The sequence below is a fragment of the Breoghania sp. genome (assembly GCF_963674635.1).
Lineage (GTDB): Bacteria > Pseudomonadota > Alphaproteobacteria > Rhizobiales > Stappiaceae > Breoghania.
On the sequence record NZ_OY771475.1, the window covers coordinates 4389744 to 4404012 of the forward strand.

Below are 14269 nucleotides of genomic sequence, written 5' to 3' on the forward strand. Positions count from 1 at the left end.
GCCGGTCGAACGGTGCCGGTCCGGTTCGCGGCGGACGTTGGGCATTTGCGAAGGCGTAGTCAAGTCTGCTTGCACCAACCCACAAGGGGGGGCTGCGCGCGCAGATGTTGCAGTGGGGGGCAAACCGACATAACTAGAAGGAAAGGATCGCCCCCGGAGACTGCCGGAATTGACCGCGCCGGGCAGATTGCACCGAATTTGAATCGCCGATGGCCAAGGAGCTCTCATGACCCAATCCACCAATCGTGTCTTCGACGATTTCGCCAAGCTCATGACCGATGCCGCCGGAATGGCGCAAGGTGTCCGCCGCGAGGTGGAAACCGCGTTCAGGGCGCAGGCCGAACGCTTTCTTGCCGATATGGACGTCGTCTCGCGCGAAGAGTTCGAGGCGGTGAAGGATATGGCGGCCAAAGCCCGCGAAGAGGCAGATGCCCTCGCCGCGCGGGTCGAGGCGCTTGAAAAGGCCCTTTCCGGTACCGGAGAAGAGGCGGAGAAGCCCGCCGCGAAATCCTCCGCCAAATCCACATCTTCGCGCCGTTCCGGCGCCAAGGGCGCGGACGCGTCCTGACGGTTGCGAGATCGCGGGGCCGCGCAAGGCCCCGCGTGATCTCAGGCGGCGGCGTTGTTCGGGCGGGGGCGCTTTCACCGCGTTTGTCGCGCGGTCCCGGCTGGTTTCCCTGTGGCGTTGAGCGTGGTTCGCCGCGGCTTCTCCACAAGGAATTGCGAAGGTGCGTGAAAGTGGTGATTTCGCGCTGCGACATTATCGATTTATACTGAATCCAGAGATAGATTCGTAAATGTTGTCACATTCATAGATGTTGTCACGAGGTCGTCACGGCCTTACGATGAAGATGACGCGGAATTATCCGGAAGATCTGGGCTATTCAGGTTCTTGTCTTCCAAATTCAGCCTGATTGGGCGCTCTGGCCCGCTTTGGCGGCATGAGTTGGCTCTTTCAGATGCCAGGCGCGGAGATCGCTCATGAGCCTGATCGAAATCGAAGCCGACCGGCCATCAAATCCCGTCGACACAATCGAACAGATTGCCGCCATCAATGACTGGGCGTTTGAGCGCTCGGGCGAAGACGAGATCACGATCTCCGTCACCGCCCACTGGTGTGACTATCATGTCTCCTTCTCATGGATGGAGGACGTGGAGGCGTTGCATCTGGCCTGTGCTTTTGACCTGAAGGTCGGTGAAGCGCGGCGCACCGAGGTGGTGCGCTTGCTGGCACTGGTCAACGAGCAGCTGTGGATGGGCCATTTCGATCTGTGGAACCGCGAAGGCGTGGTGATTTTCCGCCAATCCCTGCTGCTGGCGGGTGGCGCGGAAGCCAATCCGGAGCAGATCGAAGGTCTGCTGAACAATGCTCTTGAGTCCTGCGAACGCTACTATCAGGCGTTCCAGTTTGTTGTCTGGGCCGGGAAAAGCGCCGCGGAGGCGTTGGAAACGGTCATGTTCGAGACTGTCGGCGAAGCATGAATCTTACGAAATCCAACCCGCTTCTTCTTGTCGGTGCCGGCAAGATGGGAGGGGCAATGCTCAGTGGCTGGGTCGATCAGGGGATCGATCCGGCCGCCCTCATCGTTTGCGACCCCCGTCCTTCCGACGAAATGGCCGCGCTGTTTTCCAAAAAGGGCATCCGCCATGTCACGGAGGCTCCCGTCGGGCTGACGCCTGCCGTGGTGCTTGTGGCCGTGAAACCGCAGATGATGGACGCGGCGCTGGAGCCGTTGAAGCCTGTTGTCGGGCCGGAAACGCTTGTCGTTTCGGTGGCCGCTGGCAAGATGATCGCGACCTTTGAGGCGGCTTTCGGCCAGGTGCCGGTGGTGCGCGCCATGCCGAATACGCCGGCGCAGGTTCAGCGCGGCATGACGGCCCTCTTCGCCAGCCCCGCTGTCTCGCGCGAGCAGAAGACGCTGGTGGAAGAGCTTCTGTCCGGTATCGGCGCGGTGGCCTGGCTTGAAAATGAGGGCCAGATGGATGCGGTTACCGCCGTGTCCGGCTCCGGGCCCGCCTATGTGTTCCTGATGGCGGAATGTCTGGCGGAAGCCGGACGCAAGGCCGGGCTTTCACCGGAACTTGCGGCCAAGCTCGCCCGCCAGACGGTGGCGGGGGCCGGCGAACTGCTCTATCGCTCGGATCTGGAGGCAGGCACACTTCGCAAGAACGTGACCTCTCCGGGGGGCACCACGGCGGCGGCGCTGGACGTCCTGATGGCCGATGACGGTTTTCAGCCATTGCTGGATGCGGCGGTCGCCGCAGCGGCGAAGCGGTCGCAGGAATTGAGCTGACGCGAAGGGCCTGCCTGTGCGCGGCCTTTCCTTCGCCCGATTGACGGCCTATCTCTTCTTCAAACGGAGGAGCCTGCCATGACGAGCGAAAAGACCCGCAAGACCATCCTTGACGCCTTCATGGATCTGGTGGCCGAAAGGCCATGGCCGGATGTGACCATGGCGGAAGTGGCCGAACGCGCAAAGGTCAAGCCGTCCGCTCTGCGCAAGGCCTATGACGGGCGCATGGCGATCCTTGCCGACTATTTCCGCCGGATTGATGCGGAGGTGCTCGATGGCAGCGATCCCGACCTTGCCGATGAAGCGGCGGTCGACCGTCTTTTCGATGTTTTGATGCGTCGCCTTGATGCGCTTGAGGAGCACAAGTCCTCGCTGCGCGCATTGGCACGTGCCGCGCGACGCGATCCGGTTCTGGCCGCCGAGCTCAACGCCCTGGCCCTGACCTCGCAACGCTGGATGCTCACCGCGGCGGGCATCACCGTCAGCGGTCTGGGTGGTCTAGCGCTGACGCAGGCGCTTGTCGTGGCTTTCCTGCGGGTTCTGAAGGTCTGGTTCAAGGACGAGGATCCCGGGCAGGCGGCCACGATGGCGGCCCTTGATCGCGAACTGAAGCGCGGGGCAGGCGTCATGGAGCGCATCGACCGCGCGGAGCGGTGGTGCCGGCCTTTCAAGCGTGCGTTCAGCAGGGCGCGAAGCCATCGAGGACGTCCTGGCGCAGCCAGTGCCGAGGCAGCGGTGCGTGACGGCGGGTCCCCGGCGCCGGATGCTTCCGCCCCGGCCTGAGGCCATCCGATTTTCTCCCACAAACTTTCCGTGAGGAAAGTGCTGACCTGCTCGACAGGAAAGACGAATGCCTGTTCTGTCATGGACGAGGTGTTTTTCGGGAGGGCAGCATCCATGCACAAGGATACGACGGCGCAGCGCGCCGCTGAGATCGCGTTCGACGATTTTCTGAAGGTCGATATCCGTGTTGGCACGGTCATCGCGGTGAAGGATTTCCCAAAGGCGCGCAAACCCGCCTACATCCTGCATATCGATTTCGGAGCGGAAATCGGAGTGCGCAAATGCTCTGCGCAGATTACCCGCCATTATACGCCTGAGACCCTCATCGGTCGGCAGGTCATGTCCGTTGTCAATTTTCCCTCACGCCAGATAGGGCCGATCATGTCGGAAGTTCTCACGGTGGGCTTTCCCGATGAGACTGGCGAGGTGGTGCTGGCCGGGCCCGACAGGCCGGTGCCAAATGGCATGCGCATGTTCTAGCGCCTGTCGCACGCGCCGCCTCCTCAGGACTGGGGCTAGTCCGGCAGGCGGACCACGGCGCGCAAGCCCCCCAGGGGGCTGTCTTCCAGCATGAGGTCCCCGCCATGGCCGCGGGCGATATCCCGTGCGATGGTGAGGCCAAGGCCGGTGCCCGACTGGTCGAGATTGCGCCCCTCGTCGAACCGGTGGAAGGGGCGGAAAGCCGCCGGGCGGTCTTCTTCCGGGATGCCGGGGCCATTGTCGTCAATGGCGACTGTGAGCCAGCCGCGCTCATGGGTTGCGGAGATTTCAACGCGTGTGGCGTGCCGCGCGGCATTGGCCACAAGATTGGTCAGACAGCGTCTGAAGGCGCTTTCCTTGACCCTTGCGATGGGCTTTCCGGCAAAGCTTGAGGCGGCTTCCACAGAGACCGCGCGCGCGTCAGCTTCCATATCCGCCACGATTGCGGAGACGTCCACGTCGGTCGCGACTTCGTCGCCGTCGCCGCGTGCAAAGGCCAGATATGCCTCCAGCATGTTGTTCATTTCCCGGACATCGCGGCTCAGCTCCTGCGTATCCTCGTTGTCGCCCAAAAGCGCGAGCTGAAGGCGGAATCGCGTGAGAATGGTGCGCAGATCATGGCTGACGCCGGCGAGCATGATGGTGCGTTGCTCGATCTGGCGCTCGATGCGGCGGCTCATGCGCTGGAAGGCGGTGGAAGCGCGGCGGACCTCCTCTGCGCCACGCGGGCGGAAGTCTTCGACCTGGTGTCCCTTGCCGAAGCTCTCCATGGCGTTGGCAAGTTGCTGGATCGGTCGGACCTGGTTGCGCAGGAACAGGAGTGCGACCCCGAGAAGGACAAGTGACGTGCCAACCATCCAGACGAGAAAGATATGGGAATTGGAGGCATAGGTCTGGCTGCGCCGGGTGATCACCCGCAGCACGTTCTTCTTGAGCAGGATGCGGATTTCGACGAACTGCGAGCGCCCGACCGTGTCGATCCAGAAGGGGCGCCCGATCTGCGAGCGGATCTCTTCGCTAAGGGCGCGGTCAAGCAGCGAGAAGAAGGGCTTGGGGCGGGGCGAGGGAAGCGGGGTAAGCGGCAGCACGGAAACGGACAGTTTCATGTCTTGGGCCGCGATTGAGGTGACCGTTTCGAAATTTTCGTCCTGCGGATAGGATTCCAGAATGGAGATGGTGGCCGCGATTTCTCCCACCACCGCCTGCGACAGCCGCTTTGTGACCGTCTCCCAGTGCTTCTGCATGAACAGATAGGCCATCATCGACTGCAGGATGATCATGGGCAGCACGATGATCAGGATGGTGCGCGGGAGCAGCCGTTTGGGCATGTGGCGCCGCAGCCACTGACCGGACATGCGGTAGATACGGATCATTTCCCTCAGAGGGGGGATCTTGGCCAATCCGCGCAGCGGCGCCTTGAAAATCATCGCGAGTGTGTCTCGTAATCCGGCCGATGCCATTGCGGTCAATCGACAAACAGGCGGTAGCCGATGCCGCGCACGGTCTGGAGGTAGATCGGGTTGGAGGGGTCGGCTTCGATCTTGCGGCGCAGCCGGTTGATCTGCACGTCGGCTGTACGTTCCCCCTTGCCCATTTCACCACCGACGATCATGTGGCGGGGCACCGTCTCGCCGCGGCTTTCGGCAAAGATGGACAGGATCTGTTTTTCGCGGTCGGTCAGCCGGATCAGTTCATCGCCACGTTTTAGCTCCTGACGATCCGTCTGGAAGACATAGGGGCCGAAGCGGATTTCCGGCAAAGGCTCCGGCTCGTTCACCCGGCCGCGCTTCAGGATGTTGCCGATGCGCAGAAGCAACTCGCGCGGCTCGAACGGTTTGGCCAGATAGTCGTCCGCGCCCAGTTCCAGGCCCTGGATGCGGTCGCCGCTTTCAGAGCGCGCCGTCAGCATGAGGATCGGCACCTGCGAATGCTCGCGAATGTCGCGGGCGAGTTCGAAGCCGCTTTCGCCCGGCATCATGACGTCGAGAATGAGAAGGTCGAAATCGAGGCCCCGCAGGCGTCCGCGTGCCTCGGCCGCCGAGGCGGCAAGGGTGACGCGATAGCCGTTTTCGCCCAGAAAGCGCGACAGCAGCGTACGGATGCGGTTGTCGTCATCGACGATAAGAAGGTGGGCGGCATCGTCAGCCGGTATGGGGCGGTTCTGCGCTGGCATCGTTACTTCAGTGGTCCTTCCCGATGAAAGGGAGCTTTGTACGCAGCTTGAGGCTTTCAGGTTACCCAAGGCTTTCAGACGGGCGCTTCAGCGCCTGGCGAGCGGCAGGTCAGGGCTTGCTGGCAAGGCGCGCCACGTGGGGCCGTTCCGCATCGTCGATGATGTGAAAAAGGAACTCGCGCGCAATGGCCCGGCCGTCTTCGGGCAATTCGCTCAAGGCCTTCTCCAGCCGCAACGACTGGGGAATGGACAGCTCGTGGCTCAGTTTTTCCCCCTTGGCGGTGGGATAGAGTAGTCGCTGGCGGCGGTCCTGCAAACCGGTGCGCTGATCGATGAACCCCTCATCCACCAGCTGCTTCAGGACCCGTCCGAGACTCTGCTTGGTGATCTTCAGGATGTCGAGCAATTCCGTCACCCGGATGCCGGGATTGCGCGAGACAAAATGAAGGACACGATGATGAGCTCGCCCGAACCCATATTCGGTCAGGATCGCGTCAGGATCGGAGATGAAGTCGCGATAGGCGAAAAACAGCAGCTCGATCAGCTCGTAATGAAGTTTCGGCGGTTCCTGCGTACCGTCCGCATTGCCCGTTTCGGCATCGTCAGACGCCCGTGATTTAGTCGCGTTGAAATTTACGTCAGCCATATTGACTTATTTCAGACCGATTGTTACACAGAACGCGGTCTCGACGAAACGATTGAACGTTTCACCTCCGCCAGAGTGCGATCCGTTGCTTTTGGGCGGATCAGCAGGTGAGAAGATATCGATACTTTCGCTGCGACGCAAAGCTGCCTCTCTGGAGGTCCCGGAAGGGGAATGTCCTTGCGCCGCGGTCGGGCCGTAACTCGCAACGTATTTGGCTCACATGGGCCTCAACAAGCATATAATTCTGGAGATGAGGAAATGGCCGGTCCCGCATTCGATCAACACGATGGGGAAATCTGGTATGACGGTGCATTCGTCCCGTGGGCGGATGCCAACGTGCACGTGCTGACGCACGGCCTGCATTATGCAAGCGCCGTGTTTGAGGGCGAGCGTGCCTATGCCGGCCATGTATTCAAGCTTGAAGAACACACCGAGCGTCTGCACGCCTCGGCAAACATTCTGGGTTTCAAGCTTCCTTACACGGCTGAACAGATCAACAACGCCACCAATGAGCTGCTTTCGCGCGCCGGACTGACCGATGCCTATGTGCGTCCGATCGCTTGGCGCGGCAGCGAGATGATGGGTGTCTCCGCCCAGAAGAACACCATTCACGTGGCAATCGCCGCGTGGCAATGGCCGAGCTATTTCGCGCCGGAAGAGCGTCTGAAGGGCATTCGTCTCGATATTGCCGAATATCGTCGCCCCGATCCGCGCACCGCGCCGAGCCGCTCCAAGGCCGCCGGGCTCTACATGATCTGCACGCTGTCCAAGCATGCGGCGGAAGACAAGGGCTATGCGGATGCGATGATGCTCGACTGGCAGGGCAATATTGCGGAAGCGACAGGGGCGAACATCTTCTTTGTGAAGGATGGTCAGATCCACACCCCGACCCCGATCTGCTTCCTGGACGGTATCACGCGTCGCACGGTGATCGATCTGGCGCAAAAGCGTGGCCTGACGGTCAACGAGCGCACGATCGCGCCGGAAGAGATGGAAGGCTTCGAGGAGTGCTTCCTGACGGGTACGGCCGCGGAAGTGACGCCGGTCTCCGAGATCGGACCCTACAAGTTCGTGCCGGGCGCGCTCTCCAAGCAGCTCATGGACGATTACGACACGCTGGTTCGTGCCGCCGGGGCTGCCGCCATCGCGGCCGAGTAACTGCCCGCAGCGCGCGCCGCTGAACGCATATGAAAAGGCCGCCCGCGGGATCCCACGGGCGGCCTTTTTCGTTTTGGGGGCGGGGAGCGCACCCTAGGCGATCGGGCCCTCTCCGGACTTGAAGACGCGCCCGCGCTCCGTGATCAGGATGACGATGAAGGCGGCGATTGCCAGAATGGCGAAGCCGGTGGTGAAGGGCACGACCGTGCCATCAAAGGCCTGGCCGATGAAATAGCCCGGGATCGCGCCGCCCGTCGTGCCGACAAAGCCGATCAGGGCGGCTGCGGAGCCCGCGATATGTCCGACTGGGACCATGGCCAGCGCATTGAGGTTGGCGACCAGCAGGCCGAAACAGCACATGGCGATCGCCATCAGGGGCACGAAGGTCCAGATGGAATCGAGACCGAGATTGGCGATGGTGGCGTGAATGACGTGGGTCACCACCATCACGGCCAGCGCATAGTGGGCGATCACGCGCATGCCATAGCGCATGACGAGGCGCGAGTTCAGTATCGAGGATACGGCGATCGACAGGGCGATGGCTGCGAAGATCAGCGGGAAGGCCGCGCCGGTGTCGTAGACACCGACCATGATCTGCTGGGCGGAATTGAGGAAGCCGAACATTCCGCCGAACATCAGCGCCGCGGCGGTCATGTATCCCACCGTCTGCCGGATCGAAAGGGTGATGCGGTAGTTTCTCAGGATCGTGCCGAAGGAAAGCTGCGTGCGGTTTTCAAAGCTCAGGGTTTCGCGCAGACGCAGCGCCGTCCACAGAATGACGCCTGAGCTTCCCACTGTCAGAAACCCGAAGATCCAGCGCCAGTGGCCCAGCATGATCATGAGCTGGCCCATGCTGGGGGCGATGACCGGCACCAGAATGAAGATCATCATCGTGAATGACATGACGCGCGCCATCTGACGACCTTCGTAGCAATCGCGCACGATGGTGATGGCGAGCACGCGCGGGGCGGCGGAGCCGATGCCTTGAATGAAGCGGGCGGCCAGCAGCATCTCGAAGGTGGGTGCCATCGAGCAGGCGATGCTGGCAATCGCATAGATCGCCAGTCCGCCGAGGAGGACGGGCTTACGACCGAGCCAGTCTGCCAGAGGCCCATAGACGAGCTGGGAGAGGCCGAAGCTGATCAGGTAGGCGGAGAGTATGAGCTGGCGGCTGTTTTCATCCGCAACGCCAAGGTCCAGACCAATGTCGGGCAGGGCTGGCAGCATGATGTCGATCGCAAGCGCGTTCAGCATCATCAGGGCTGCGATGAACCCTATGAATTCGGCGTAAGGAAGGGCGGAGCGCGCGTGCGCGTCCGTGATCTGCGAGCTCATTCGGAAGTCCTTGTGAGGACGGCTGGATGGCCGCCCGGACTGCTGGTCGATACCAGCAGGGTGATTGTTTTTCCAAAGGTGGTTTTAGTTCACAGTTGGAACAATCTCAAACAATCAGAGCGCAGGGCAGGGTTGCGCGCTTCGGCGCTTCGGGAGGGCAGGCAGGGCTCAGTCCATGCGGCTGGAGGCTGTGGCAGACTGGAAACGCGTTCTGTCCGACAGGACGCTTCAGATGTCGTTCCAGCGATCCGCGGCGGCATCGTCGTGGTCGCGCGCTTCCACCCAGTCGCCGGAAGACCCATCGGCGCGCCATTCCTTTTTCCAGAAGGGCGCACGGGTCTTGAGGAAGTCCATCAGGAATTCCGCTCCCTCGAAGGCGGCGGTGCGATGCGAGGACGTGGTCACGACCAGCACGATGTTTGCGCCTGGCGCAATCTTGCCATAGCGGTGGATGACCGTGATGCCATCGAGGGGCCATCGCTGGGCGGCTGCTTGCGCGATGCGCCGGATCTCCGCCTCGGCCATGCCCGGGTAATGCTCCAGCTCCAGCGCGGCAAGTGTGCCCTTTTCATCGCGGCACAGGCCGGTGAAGGTCACGACCGCACCGATATCGCCATGGCCTTCGGTGAGCCTGGCAATCTCGGCGGCGGCGTCAAAATCGTCTGACTGGATGCGAACCGTGATGGACATGGCTTCAGCCGCCCGTCATGGGGGGGAAAAGCGCGATTTCGCGCGCATCGGTGATCGGCATGTCATGCTCGACATGGGTCTGATCGGCCGCCACGCGGATCACATCGGGTTCCGCGAAGGCGGATTCGTATTCCGGTCCGCGTGTGCGCAGAAATGCCAGAAGGTCGGCGGGGGTTTTGACGTCGCCCGGCAGCTCGATGTCTTCTTCCGGCTTGCCGATGCGTTCACGCACCCATGCGAAATAGAGGATCTTCATCACGGTTCCTCGATCAGGTGGCCGATGCCGGCCCGGAAATAGTCATATCCGGTATAGAGGGTGAGGAGACCTGAAATCCAGAGCAAGCCAAGGCCGATCAACGAGGTTCCCGGCAGCACTTCATCGCCCGCCGGTCCGGCGAGCAGGAAGCCGATGGCCACGAGCTGCGCGGTTGTCTTGTATTTTGCGAGCTTGGTCACCGGAACGCTGACGCGCAATTCTGCGAGAAATTCACGCAGGCCCGAGACGAGGATCTCGCGGCACAAGATCACGATGGCCGGAATGAGCGACCAGTTGCCGACCGTGCCTTCGGCCGCCAGCACCAGCAGGCACACGGAAACCAGAAGCTTGTCGGCGATGGGATCGAGCATCCGCCCCAGTGCGGATTGCTGCTTCCACATGCGGGCAAGATAGCCGTCGAAGAAGTCGGTGATCGCGGCCGCGACGAAAATGGCCAGGGCTGTCCAACGCGCTGCATTGCCGGGGATATAAAAACAGGCAGCCACGGCGGGAACCGCCAAAATGCGCCCGTAGGTTAACAGGTTCGGCAAGGACAAGGCTACAGAAGCGGACATTACGGCTCGTCTGGCTGGTCTGCCATCGCACGGAAGGCGCGCGGCACGTCTTGGGGAGCTGGGAGGGCCTGAAGCGTGGGCGACGGGTCCGCTTGCCAGCTACAGGAAAGCGGCAGCTCTTGCAAGTTGGCAGTGCTGCAATGCGAGACAAGCACGGCGCTTGTCGCCCGTCAATTCTGGCGCCGCGGCAAGTCCGTGGTCACGAGAAAAAAAGGCCCTAAGCGCTCTCGGCCTCTTCCAGTTGACTGTAGGCGGAGACGACCCGGTTACGACCGTGACGCTTGGCGGCATAAAGACGTTCATCGGCGCAGACGAAAAGGGCATCGTAATTCTCCGCCTCCATCGGGGCGGTTGCCACACCGATGGAGATGGTCGAACCGAAGAACTCCTCATTCGAACGTTGCTGAACCGCGGCCCTGAGGCGCTCTGCGACGATTGCCGCGGCTGCGGGGCCGAGATTGGGGCAGATGGCGACGAATTCCTCGCCGCCGAAGCGGAAAAGGTGGTCTTCGGTGCGCAGCGCGTCGGACAGGGTCTTTGCCAGTCGGCGCAGAACGTCATCGCCGGTCTTGTGGCCATGCTGGTCATTGACGGTCTTGAACCGGTCCACATCGATCGCGAGCAGGCTGAGCGGCTGAGAGGGGGACACGTCGCGCTCAAATGCCCTCGCGGTGATGTACTCCAACTTGCGGCGATTGAAGACGCCCGTCAGCGTGTCGCGGCCGGTCTGCTGGAGCAAATCCTCATAGCGTTCGCGGAAGGTGAGGGTGTGGAACACATCGCGGGTCCGGCGGTCCTTCAAGGGGTGATCTGCCGCCGGAGTTTCCCTTTCGACGAAGCGCAGGTAACCCATGATCAAGACGGAGAAAACGATGGCGGCTCCCATCTTGGCCGCCCAGCCACCGAGCATCGCCGCAAAGGGGGCGCCGGAATAGAAATGGAGCGCGGTGTAGAAGCCGATCTGATCGAAGCTCAGAACCACGGCGCCTGAAATGCTCAAACGCAGGAAGGGCAGGTTGCGCAGCCATGCACCGAGGCGTTCGTAAAGCAGGATGATGGCAATGGCGTCGATGAACAGCAGGATCGTTCCCCACACCATCAGCCAGCCCATCTCATCGATGAAGCTCAGGTCGGGCAACCGTTCGGGTGAGAGTGCCGCCACCGTGTGATTGCGCAGGATCATGACCAGCCCGACAATCAGGAAATTGCCGATCAGAAGTCCATAGATCGGCTGGCGGACGATCCGGGCGTCTTCCTTGATGTGCAGCATCAGGATCATCATCAGCTTGCCCGAGAACAGCACCGTGGAGCCTGGAGAAAGCTGGCCGAAGGGAAGCTGGATATAAAAGAAGCTCGCCAGATAGGTTTCGAGGAAGTGCATCACCCCGATCGCACAGACGAACAGGCCGATGCCGAAACGGCGGCGTCCATAGAGAAGCCCTGCCATTACCGCAAAATAGACGCCGGCCTCACAAAAAAGCAGTAGAATGTTCTTTTCGACCAAGGCGCGCTCCGCGATGCCTGAATGCCGGGACGACCGGCGCTCTCCTCCATGAGTGCCACCGGAAATCGGCTCGTTGAGCTTTGCACGCGACCCGAAACAGTGTGCGAGGGCGGGCAGGCTTCGTGTTGATCAGGTGTATCACCCCAATCGTAAATTATTGCAGCTTGTGTTCGTGTTGTATTCGGGCCGTCTTTTCGTGCGCCCCTTCGCCATCGCGCGTCATCGCATCATCAGATGTGATTCCAGCCAATTCCGAATTACGTATAGTCCCTCTTGCCGTAGCGGAGCCAGTCCTGTCTGTTTTGCGGGCAGGAAAGCGTATCGGGGCGCGCAGGCAGACAAGGCGTCCTTGCCGTCATTCGTGGAAATGATCGTAGATCGTGCGGGCTGTCGCTTCCGAGATGCCTTCCACACCCATCAGGTCTTCGATGCCGGCCTTGGAAACCGCCTTGGCCGTTCCGAAATGCCGAAGGAGCGCGCGCTTGCGGGCGGGCCCGATGCCGCCGATCTCGTCGAGCGGACTGGTGACCATTTCCTTCTTGCGCCGGGCGCGATGGGTTCCGATGGCGAAGCGATGGGCTTCGTCGCGCAGACGCTGGACGAAATAGAGGACGGGATCTCGTTCGGGCAGCATGAAAGAGGGGCGGCCCGCCATGAAGAACTTTTCGCGGCCCGCATCCCGGTCCGGTCCCTTGGCGATGCCGACAAGGGGCACGTCGTCGATGCCGAGTTCGGTGAGTGTTTCCGTCACCGCCTTCAACTGCCCCTGGCCGCCGTCAATCAGAACCAGATCGGGCCAGGTGGGAATGGTCGCCATGGGTTCAATCTCGGCTTCGGCCTCATTCGTCTGCGTTTGAGCGGACGGGCGCTCCTGCGCATGATCCTTCAAGAGCCGGGAGAAGCGGCGGGCGAGCACCTCGCGCATCATGCCGTAGTCATCACCCGGCACAAGATCCTGGGACTTGATGTTGAACTTGCGGTACTGGCTCTTGGCGAAGCCTTCCGCGCCCGCCACGATCATGCCGCCGACCGCGTTCGTGCCCATGATGTGGGAGTTATCATAGACTTCGATGCGCCGCGGCGTGCGGGGCAGATCGAAGGCCTTCGCCACGCCTTCCAGCAACCGGGCCTGACTTGAGGTCTCGGCGAGCTTGCGGCCCAGTGCCTCGCGGGCATTGGTCAGCGCATGTTCGACCAGATCACGCTTTTCGCCGCGCTTTGGAACCGCAAGTTCGATGCGGTGACCAGCGCGCCCGGTGAAGGCTTGCGCCAGAAGCTCGCGTTCTTCCGGTTCATGGGAGAGCAACACAAGCTTCGGCGTTTCCTTGTCGTCATAGAACTGGGCGAGAAATGCCCCCAGCACGGCTTCAGGTTCCAGCGACTTGTCTGCCTTGGGAAAATAGGCGCGGTTGCCCCAGTTCTGGCCGGTGCGGAAAAAGAAGACCTGAATGCAGCATTGTCCGCCCTCCTGATGGAGCGCAAAGACATCGGCCTCGTCCACATGCTGGGGATTGATGCCCTGATGCTGCTGGATATGGGAAAGGGCGGCGAGCCGGTCGCGATAGATGGCGGCGGTCTCGAAGTCGAGCGCGTCGGAGGCCTTCTCCATGGCCTCGGCCAGGTCCTGACGAACGGTCTGGCTGCGGCCAGACAGGAAGTCACGGGTTTCCTTCACCAGTTGCCCGTAGCCCTCCAGATCGATTTCTCCGGTGCAGGGGGCGGCGCACCGCTTGATCTGGTGGAGCAGGCAGGGGCGGGAGCGGTTTTCGTAATAGCTGTCGGAGCATGTGCGCAGCAAAAAGGCCTTCTGCAGCGCATTGATGGTGTTGTTGACCGCGCCCGCAGAGGCGAAGGGGCCGAAATAGTGGCCCTTCCGGCTGCGGGCGCCACGATGTTTGAGGATCGCGGGCGCTTCGTGGTCGCCGGTGATCAGGATATGCGGAAAAGACTTGTCGTCGCGCAGCAACACGTTGAAGCGCGGGCGCAGGCGCTTGATGAGGTTGGCTTCAAGCAGCAGCGCTTCCGCTTCGGTGCGGGTGGTGACGAATTCCATCGTCACGGTGGCCTGAACCATACGGGCAATGCGGTTGGAAAGGCCGATCAGGCGGGTGTAATTGGTGACCCGCTTCTTGAGGCTGCGCGCCTTGCCGACATAGAGCACATCGCCATCCACGCCGATCATGCGATAGACGCCCGGCGCGTTGGGAAGCTGACGCACGAACGCGGAGATCACCTCCACACCCTTCAGCGTGGGGGCGGTCTCGGTTTCGGGAGCGGGCCCTGCATTGGGCCCTGTGTCGGGCGACGTGCCTTCCGTATCGGTCATGGGCGATATCTGGGCAGAGTCGGGCCAAGTTGCAAATGCAAAGCTGGAC

Annotated in this window: 15 protein-coding genes; 6 read left to right on the forward strand and 9 right to left on the reverse strand. The window is 61.8% G+C overall.

All coding sequences use genetic code 11. From position 1 onward, the window contains the following. Positions 1 to 226 precede the first annotated feature (226 nt). From ABGM93_RS19005 to ABGM93_RS19025, 5 genes are all read left to right on the forward strand, one after another. Complete coding sequence (locus ABGM93_RS19005; RefSeq protein WP_321333099.1) at positions 227 to 568, forward strand: accessory factor UbiK family protein; 342 nt, start codon at positions 227 to 229, stop codon at positions 566 to 568. A gap of 413 nt (positions 569 to 981) precedes the next feature. After that, positions 982 to 1482, forward strand: coding sequence for a YbjN domain-containing protein (locus ABGM93_RS19010; protein ID WP_319775436.1), 501 nt, complete (start codon positions 982 to 984; stop codon positions 1480 to 1482). After that, entirely contained in the window at positions 1479 to 2294 is an 816-nt protein-coding gene (gene proC, locus ABGM93_RS19015) for a pyrroline-5-carboxylate reductase (protein ID WP_321502149.1), read from the forward strand. The genes ABGM93_RS19010 and proC overlap by 4 nt, the downstream gene beginning before the upstream one ends. 78 nt (positions 2295 to 2372) lie before the next feature. After that, positions 2373 to 3077, forward strand: a complete 705-nt coding sequence (locus tag ABGM93_RS19020) for a TetR/AcrR family transcriptional regulator (protein ID WP_321502151.1) — start codon at positions 2373 to 2375, stop codon at positions 3075 to 3077. A 114-nt stretch (positions 3078 to 3191) separates the two neighbouring features. Next, complete coding sequence (locus ABGM93_RS19025) at positions 3192 to 3557, forward strand: tRNA-binding protein (RefSeq protein WP_321502153.1); 366 nt, start codon at positions 3192 to 3194, stop codon at positions 3555 to 3557. Positions 3558 to 3592: 35 nt separating this feature from the next. Here the strand turns inward: ABGM93_RS19025 and ABGM93_RS19030 are convergent, their stop codons facing one another. The 3 genes from ABGM93_RS19030 to ABGM93_RS19040 form a co-directional block, all read right to left on the reverse strand. Further along, complete coding sequence (locus ABGM93_RS19030; protein WP_321502156.1) at positions 3593 to 4984, reverse strand: ATP-binding protein; 1392 nt, start codon at positions 4982 to 4984, stop codon at positions 3593 to 3595. Between the two features lie 38 nt (positions 4985 to 5022). Continuing rightward, positions 5023 to 5730 (reverse strand): response regulator transcription factor, encoded by a 708-nt coding sequence (locus ABGM93_RS19035; RefSeq protein WP_321502160.1) that lies wholly within the window; start codon positions 5728 to 5730, stop codon positions 5023 to 5025. Positions 5731 to 5839: 109 nt separating this feature from the next. Beyond that, positions 5840 to 6376 carry a MarR family transcriptional regulator gene (locus ABGM93_RS19040; protein WP_321502163.1) on the reverse strand — a complete coding sequence of 179 codons (537 nt, stop codon included), beginning with the start codon at positions 6374 to 6376 and terminating at the stop codon, positions 5840 to 5842. A gap of 258 nt (positions 6377 to 6634) precedes the next feature. Here ABGM93_RS19040 and ABGM93_RS19045 point away from each other — a divergent pair, with 258 nt between their 5' ends. Continuing rightward, the gene (locus ABGM93_RS19045) at positions 6635 to 7534 is read left to right on the forward strand and encodes a branched-chain amino acid aminotransferase (RefSeq protein WP_321502167.1); all 900 of its coding nucleotides are present in this window, start codon (positions 6635 to 6637) and stop codon (positions 7532 to 7534) included. 93 nt (positions 7535 to 7627) lie between these two features. Here the strand turns inward: ABGM93_RS19045 and ABGM93_RS19050 are convergent, their stop codons facing one another. The 6 genes from ABGM93_RS19050 to uvrC all read right to left on the reverse strand — a co-directional run bounded on the left by ABGM93_RS19050 (position 7628) and on the right by uvrC (position 14220). Next, on the reverse strand, positions 7628 to 8869 hold the full coding sequence (locus tag ABGM93_RS19050) for a multidrug effflux MFS transporter (protein ID WP_321502170.1): 1242 nt from the start codon (positions 8867 to 8869) through the stop codon (positions 7628 to 7630). 228 nt (positions 8870 to 9097) lie between these two features. Further along, positions 9098 to 9559 (reverse strand): molybdenum cofactor biosynthesis protein MoaE, encoded by a 462-nt coding sequence (locus ABGM93_RS19055; RefSeq protein ID WP_319775445.1) that lies wholly within the window; start codon positions 9557 to 9559, stop codon positions 9098 to 9100. Between the two features lie 4 nt (positions 9560 to 9563). After that, positions 9564 to 9818 carry a molybdopterin converting factor subunit 1 gene (gene moaD / locus ABGM93_RS19060; RefSeq protein ID WP_321502174.1) on the reverse strand — a complete coding sequence of 85 codons (255 nt, stop codon included), beginning with the start codon at positions 9816 to 9818 and terminating at the stop codon, positions 9564 to 9566. After that, complete coding sequence (gene pgsA / locus ABGM93_RS19065) at positions 9815 to 10390, reverse strand: CDP-diacylglycerol--glycerol-3-phosphate 3-phosphatidyltransferase (RefSeq protein WP_319775447.1); 576 nt, start codon at positions 10388 to 10390, stop codon at positions 9815 to 9817. Before pgsA ends, moaD begins: the two co-directional genes overlap by 4 nt. A gap of 217 nt (positions 10391 to 10607) precedes the next feature. Next, the gene (locus ABGM93_RS19070) at positions 10608 to 11894 is read right to left on the reverse strand and encodes a GGDEF domain-containing protein (protein ID WP_321502179.1); all 1287 of its coding nucleotides are present in this window, start codon (positions 11892 to 11894) and stop codon (positions 10608 to 10610) included. A 355-nt stretch (positions 11895 to 12249) separates the two neighbouring features. Further along, positions 12250 to 14220: an excinuclease ABC subunit UvrC gene (uvrC, locus tag ABGM93_RS19075; protein ID WP_321502183.1), complete on the reverse strand. Its 1971-nt coding sequence runs from the start codon at positions 14218 to 14220 to the stop codon at positions 12250 to 12252. Positions 14221 to 14269: the final 49 nt, after the last annotated feature.

Coding starts and splice junctions, on each gene's coding strand:
- ABGM93_RS19055 (WP_319775445.1), bottom strand. CDS start 9,559: ATGTCCATCACGGTTCGCATCCAGTCAGACGATTTTGACGCCGCCGCC.
- ABGM93_RS19035 (WP_321502160.1), bottom strand. CDS start 5,730: ATGCCAGCGCAGAACCGCCCCATACCGGCTGACGATGCCGCCCACCTT.
- ABGM93_RS19040 (WP_321502163.1), bottom strand. CDS start 6,376: ATGGCTGACGTAAATTTCAACGCGACTAAATCACGGGCGTCTGACGAT.
- ABGM93_RS19025 (WP_321502153.1), top strand. CDS start 3,192: ATGCACAAGGATACGACGGCGCAGCGCGCCGCTGAGATCGCGTTCGAC.
- ABGM93_RS19010 (WP_319775436.1), top strand. CDS start 982: ATGAGCCTGATCGAAATCGAAGCCGACCGGCCATCAAATCCCGTCGAC.
- ABGM93_RS19005 (WP_321333099.1), top strand. CDS start 227: ATGACCCAATCCACCAATCGTGTCTTCGACGATTTCGCCAAGCTCATG.
- ABGM93_RS19020 (WP_321502151.1), top strand. CDS start 2,373: ATGACGAGCGAAAAGACCCGCAAGACCATCCTTGACGCCTTCATGGAT.
- ABGM93_RS19030 (WP_321502156.1), bottom strand. CDS start 4,984: ATGATTTTCAAGGCGCCGCTGCGCGGATTGGCCAAGATCCCCCCTCTG.
- pgsA (WP_319775447.1), bottom strand. CDS start 10,390: ATGTCCGCTTCTGTAGCCTTGTCCTTGCCGAACCTGTTAACCTACGGG.
- ABGM93_RS19050 (WP_321502170.1), bottom strand. CDS start 8,869: ATGAGCTCGCAGATCACGGACGCGCACGCGCGCTCCGCCCTTCCTTAC.
- uvrC (WP_321502183.1), bottom strand. CDS start 14,220: ATGACCGATACGGAAGGCACGTCGCCCGACACAGGGCCCAATGCAGGG.
- ABGM93_RS19045 (WP_321502167.1), top strand. CDS start 6,635: ATGGCCGGTCCCGCATTCGATCAACACGATGGGGAAATCTGGTATGAC.
- proC (WP_321502149.1), top strand. CDS start 1,479: ATGAATCTTACGAAATCCAACCCGCTTCTTCTTGTCGGTGCCGGCAAG.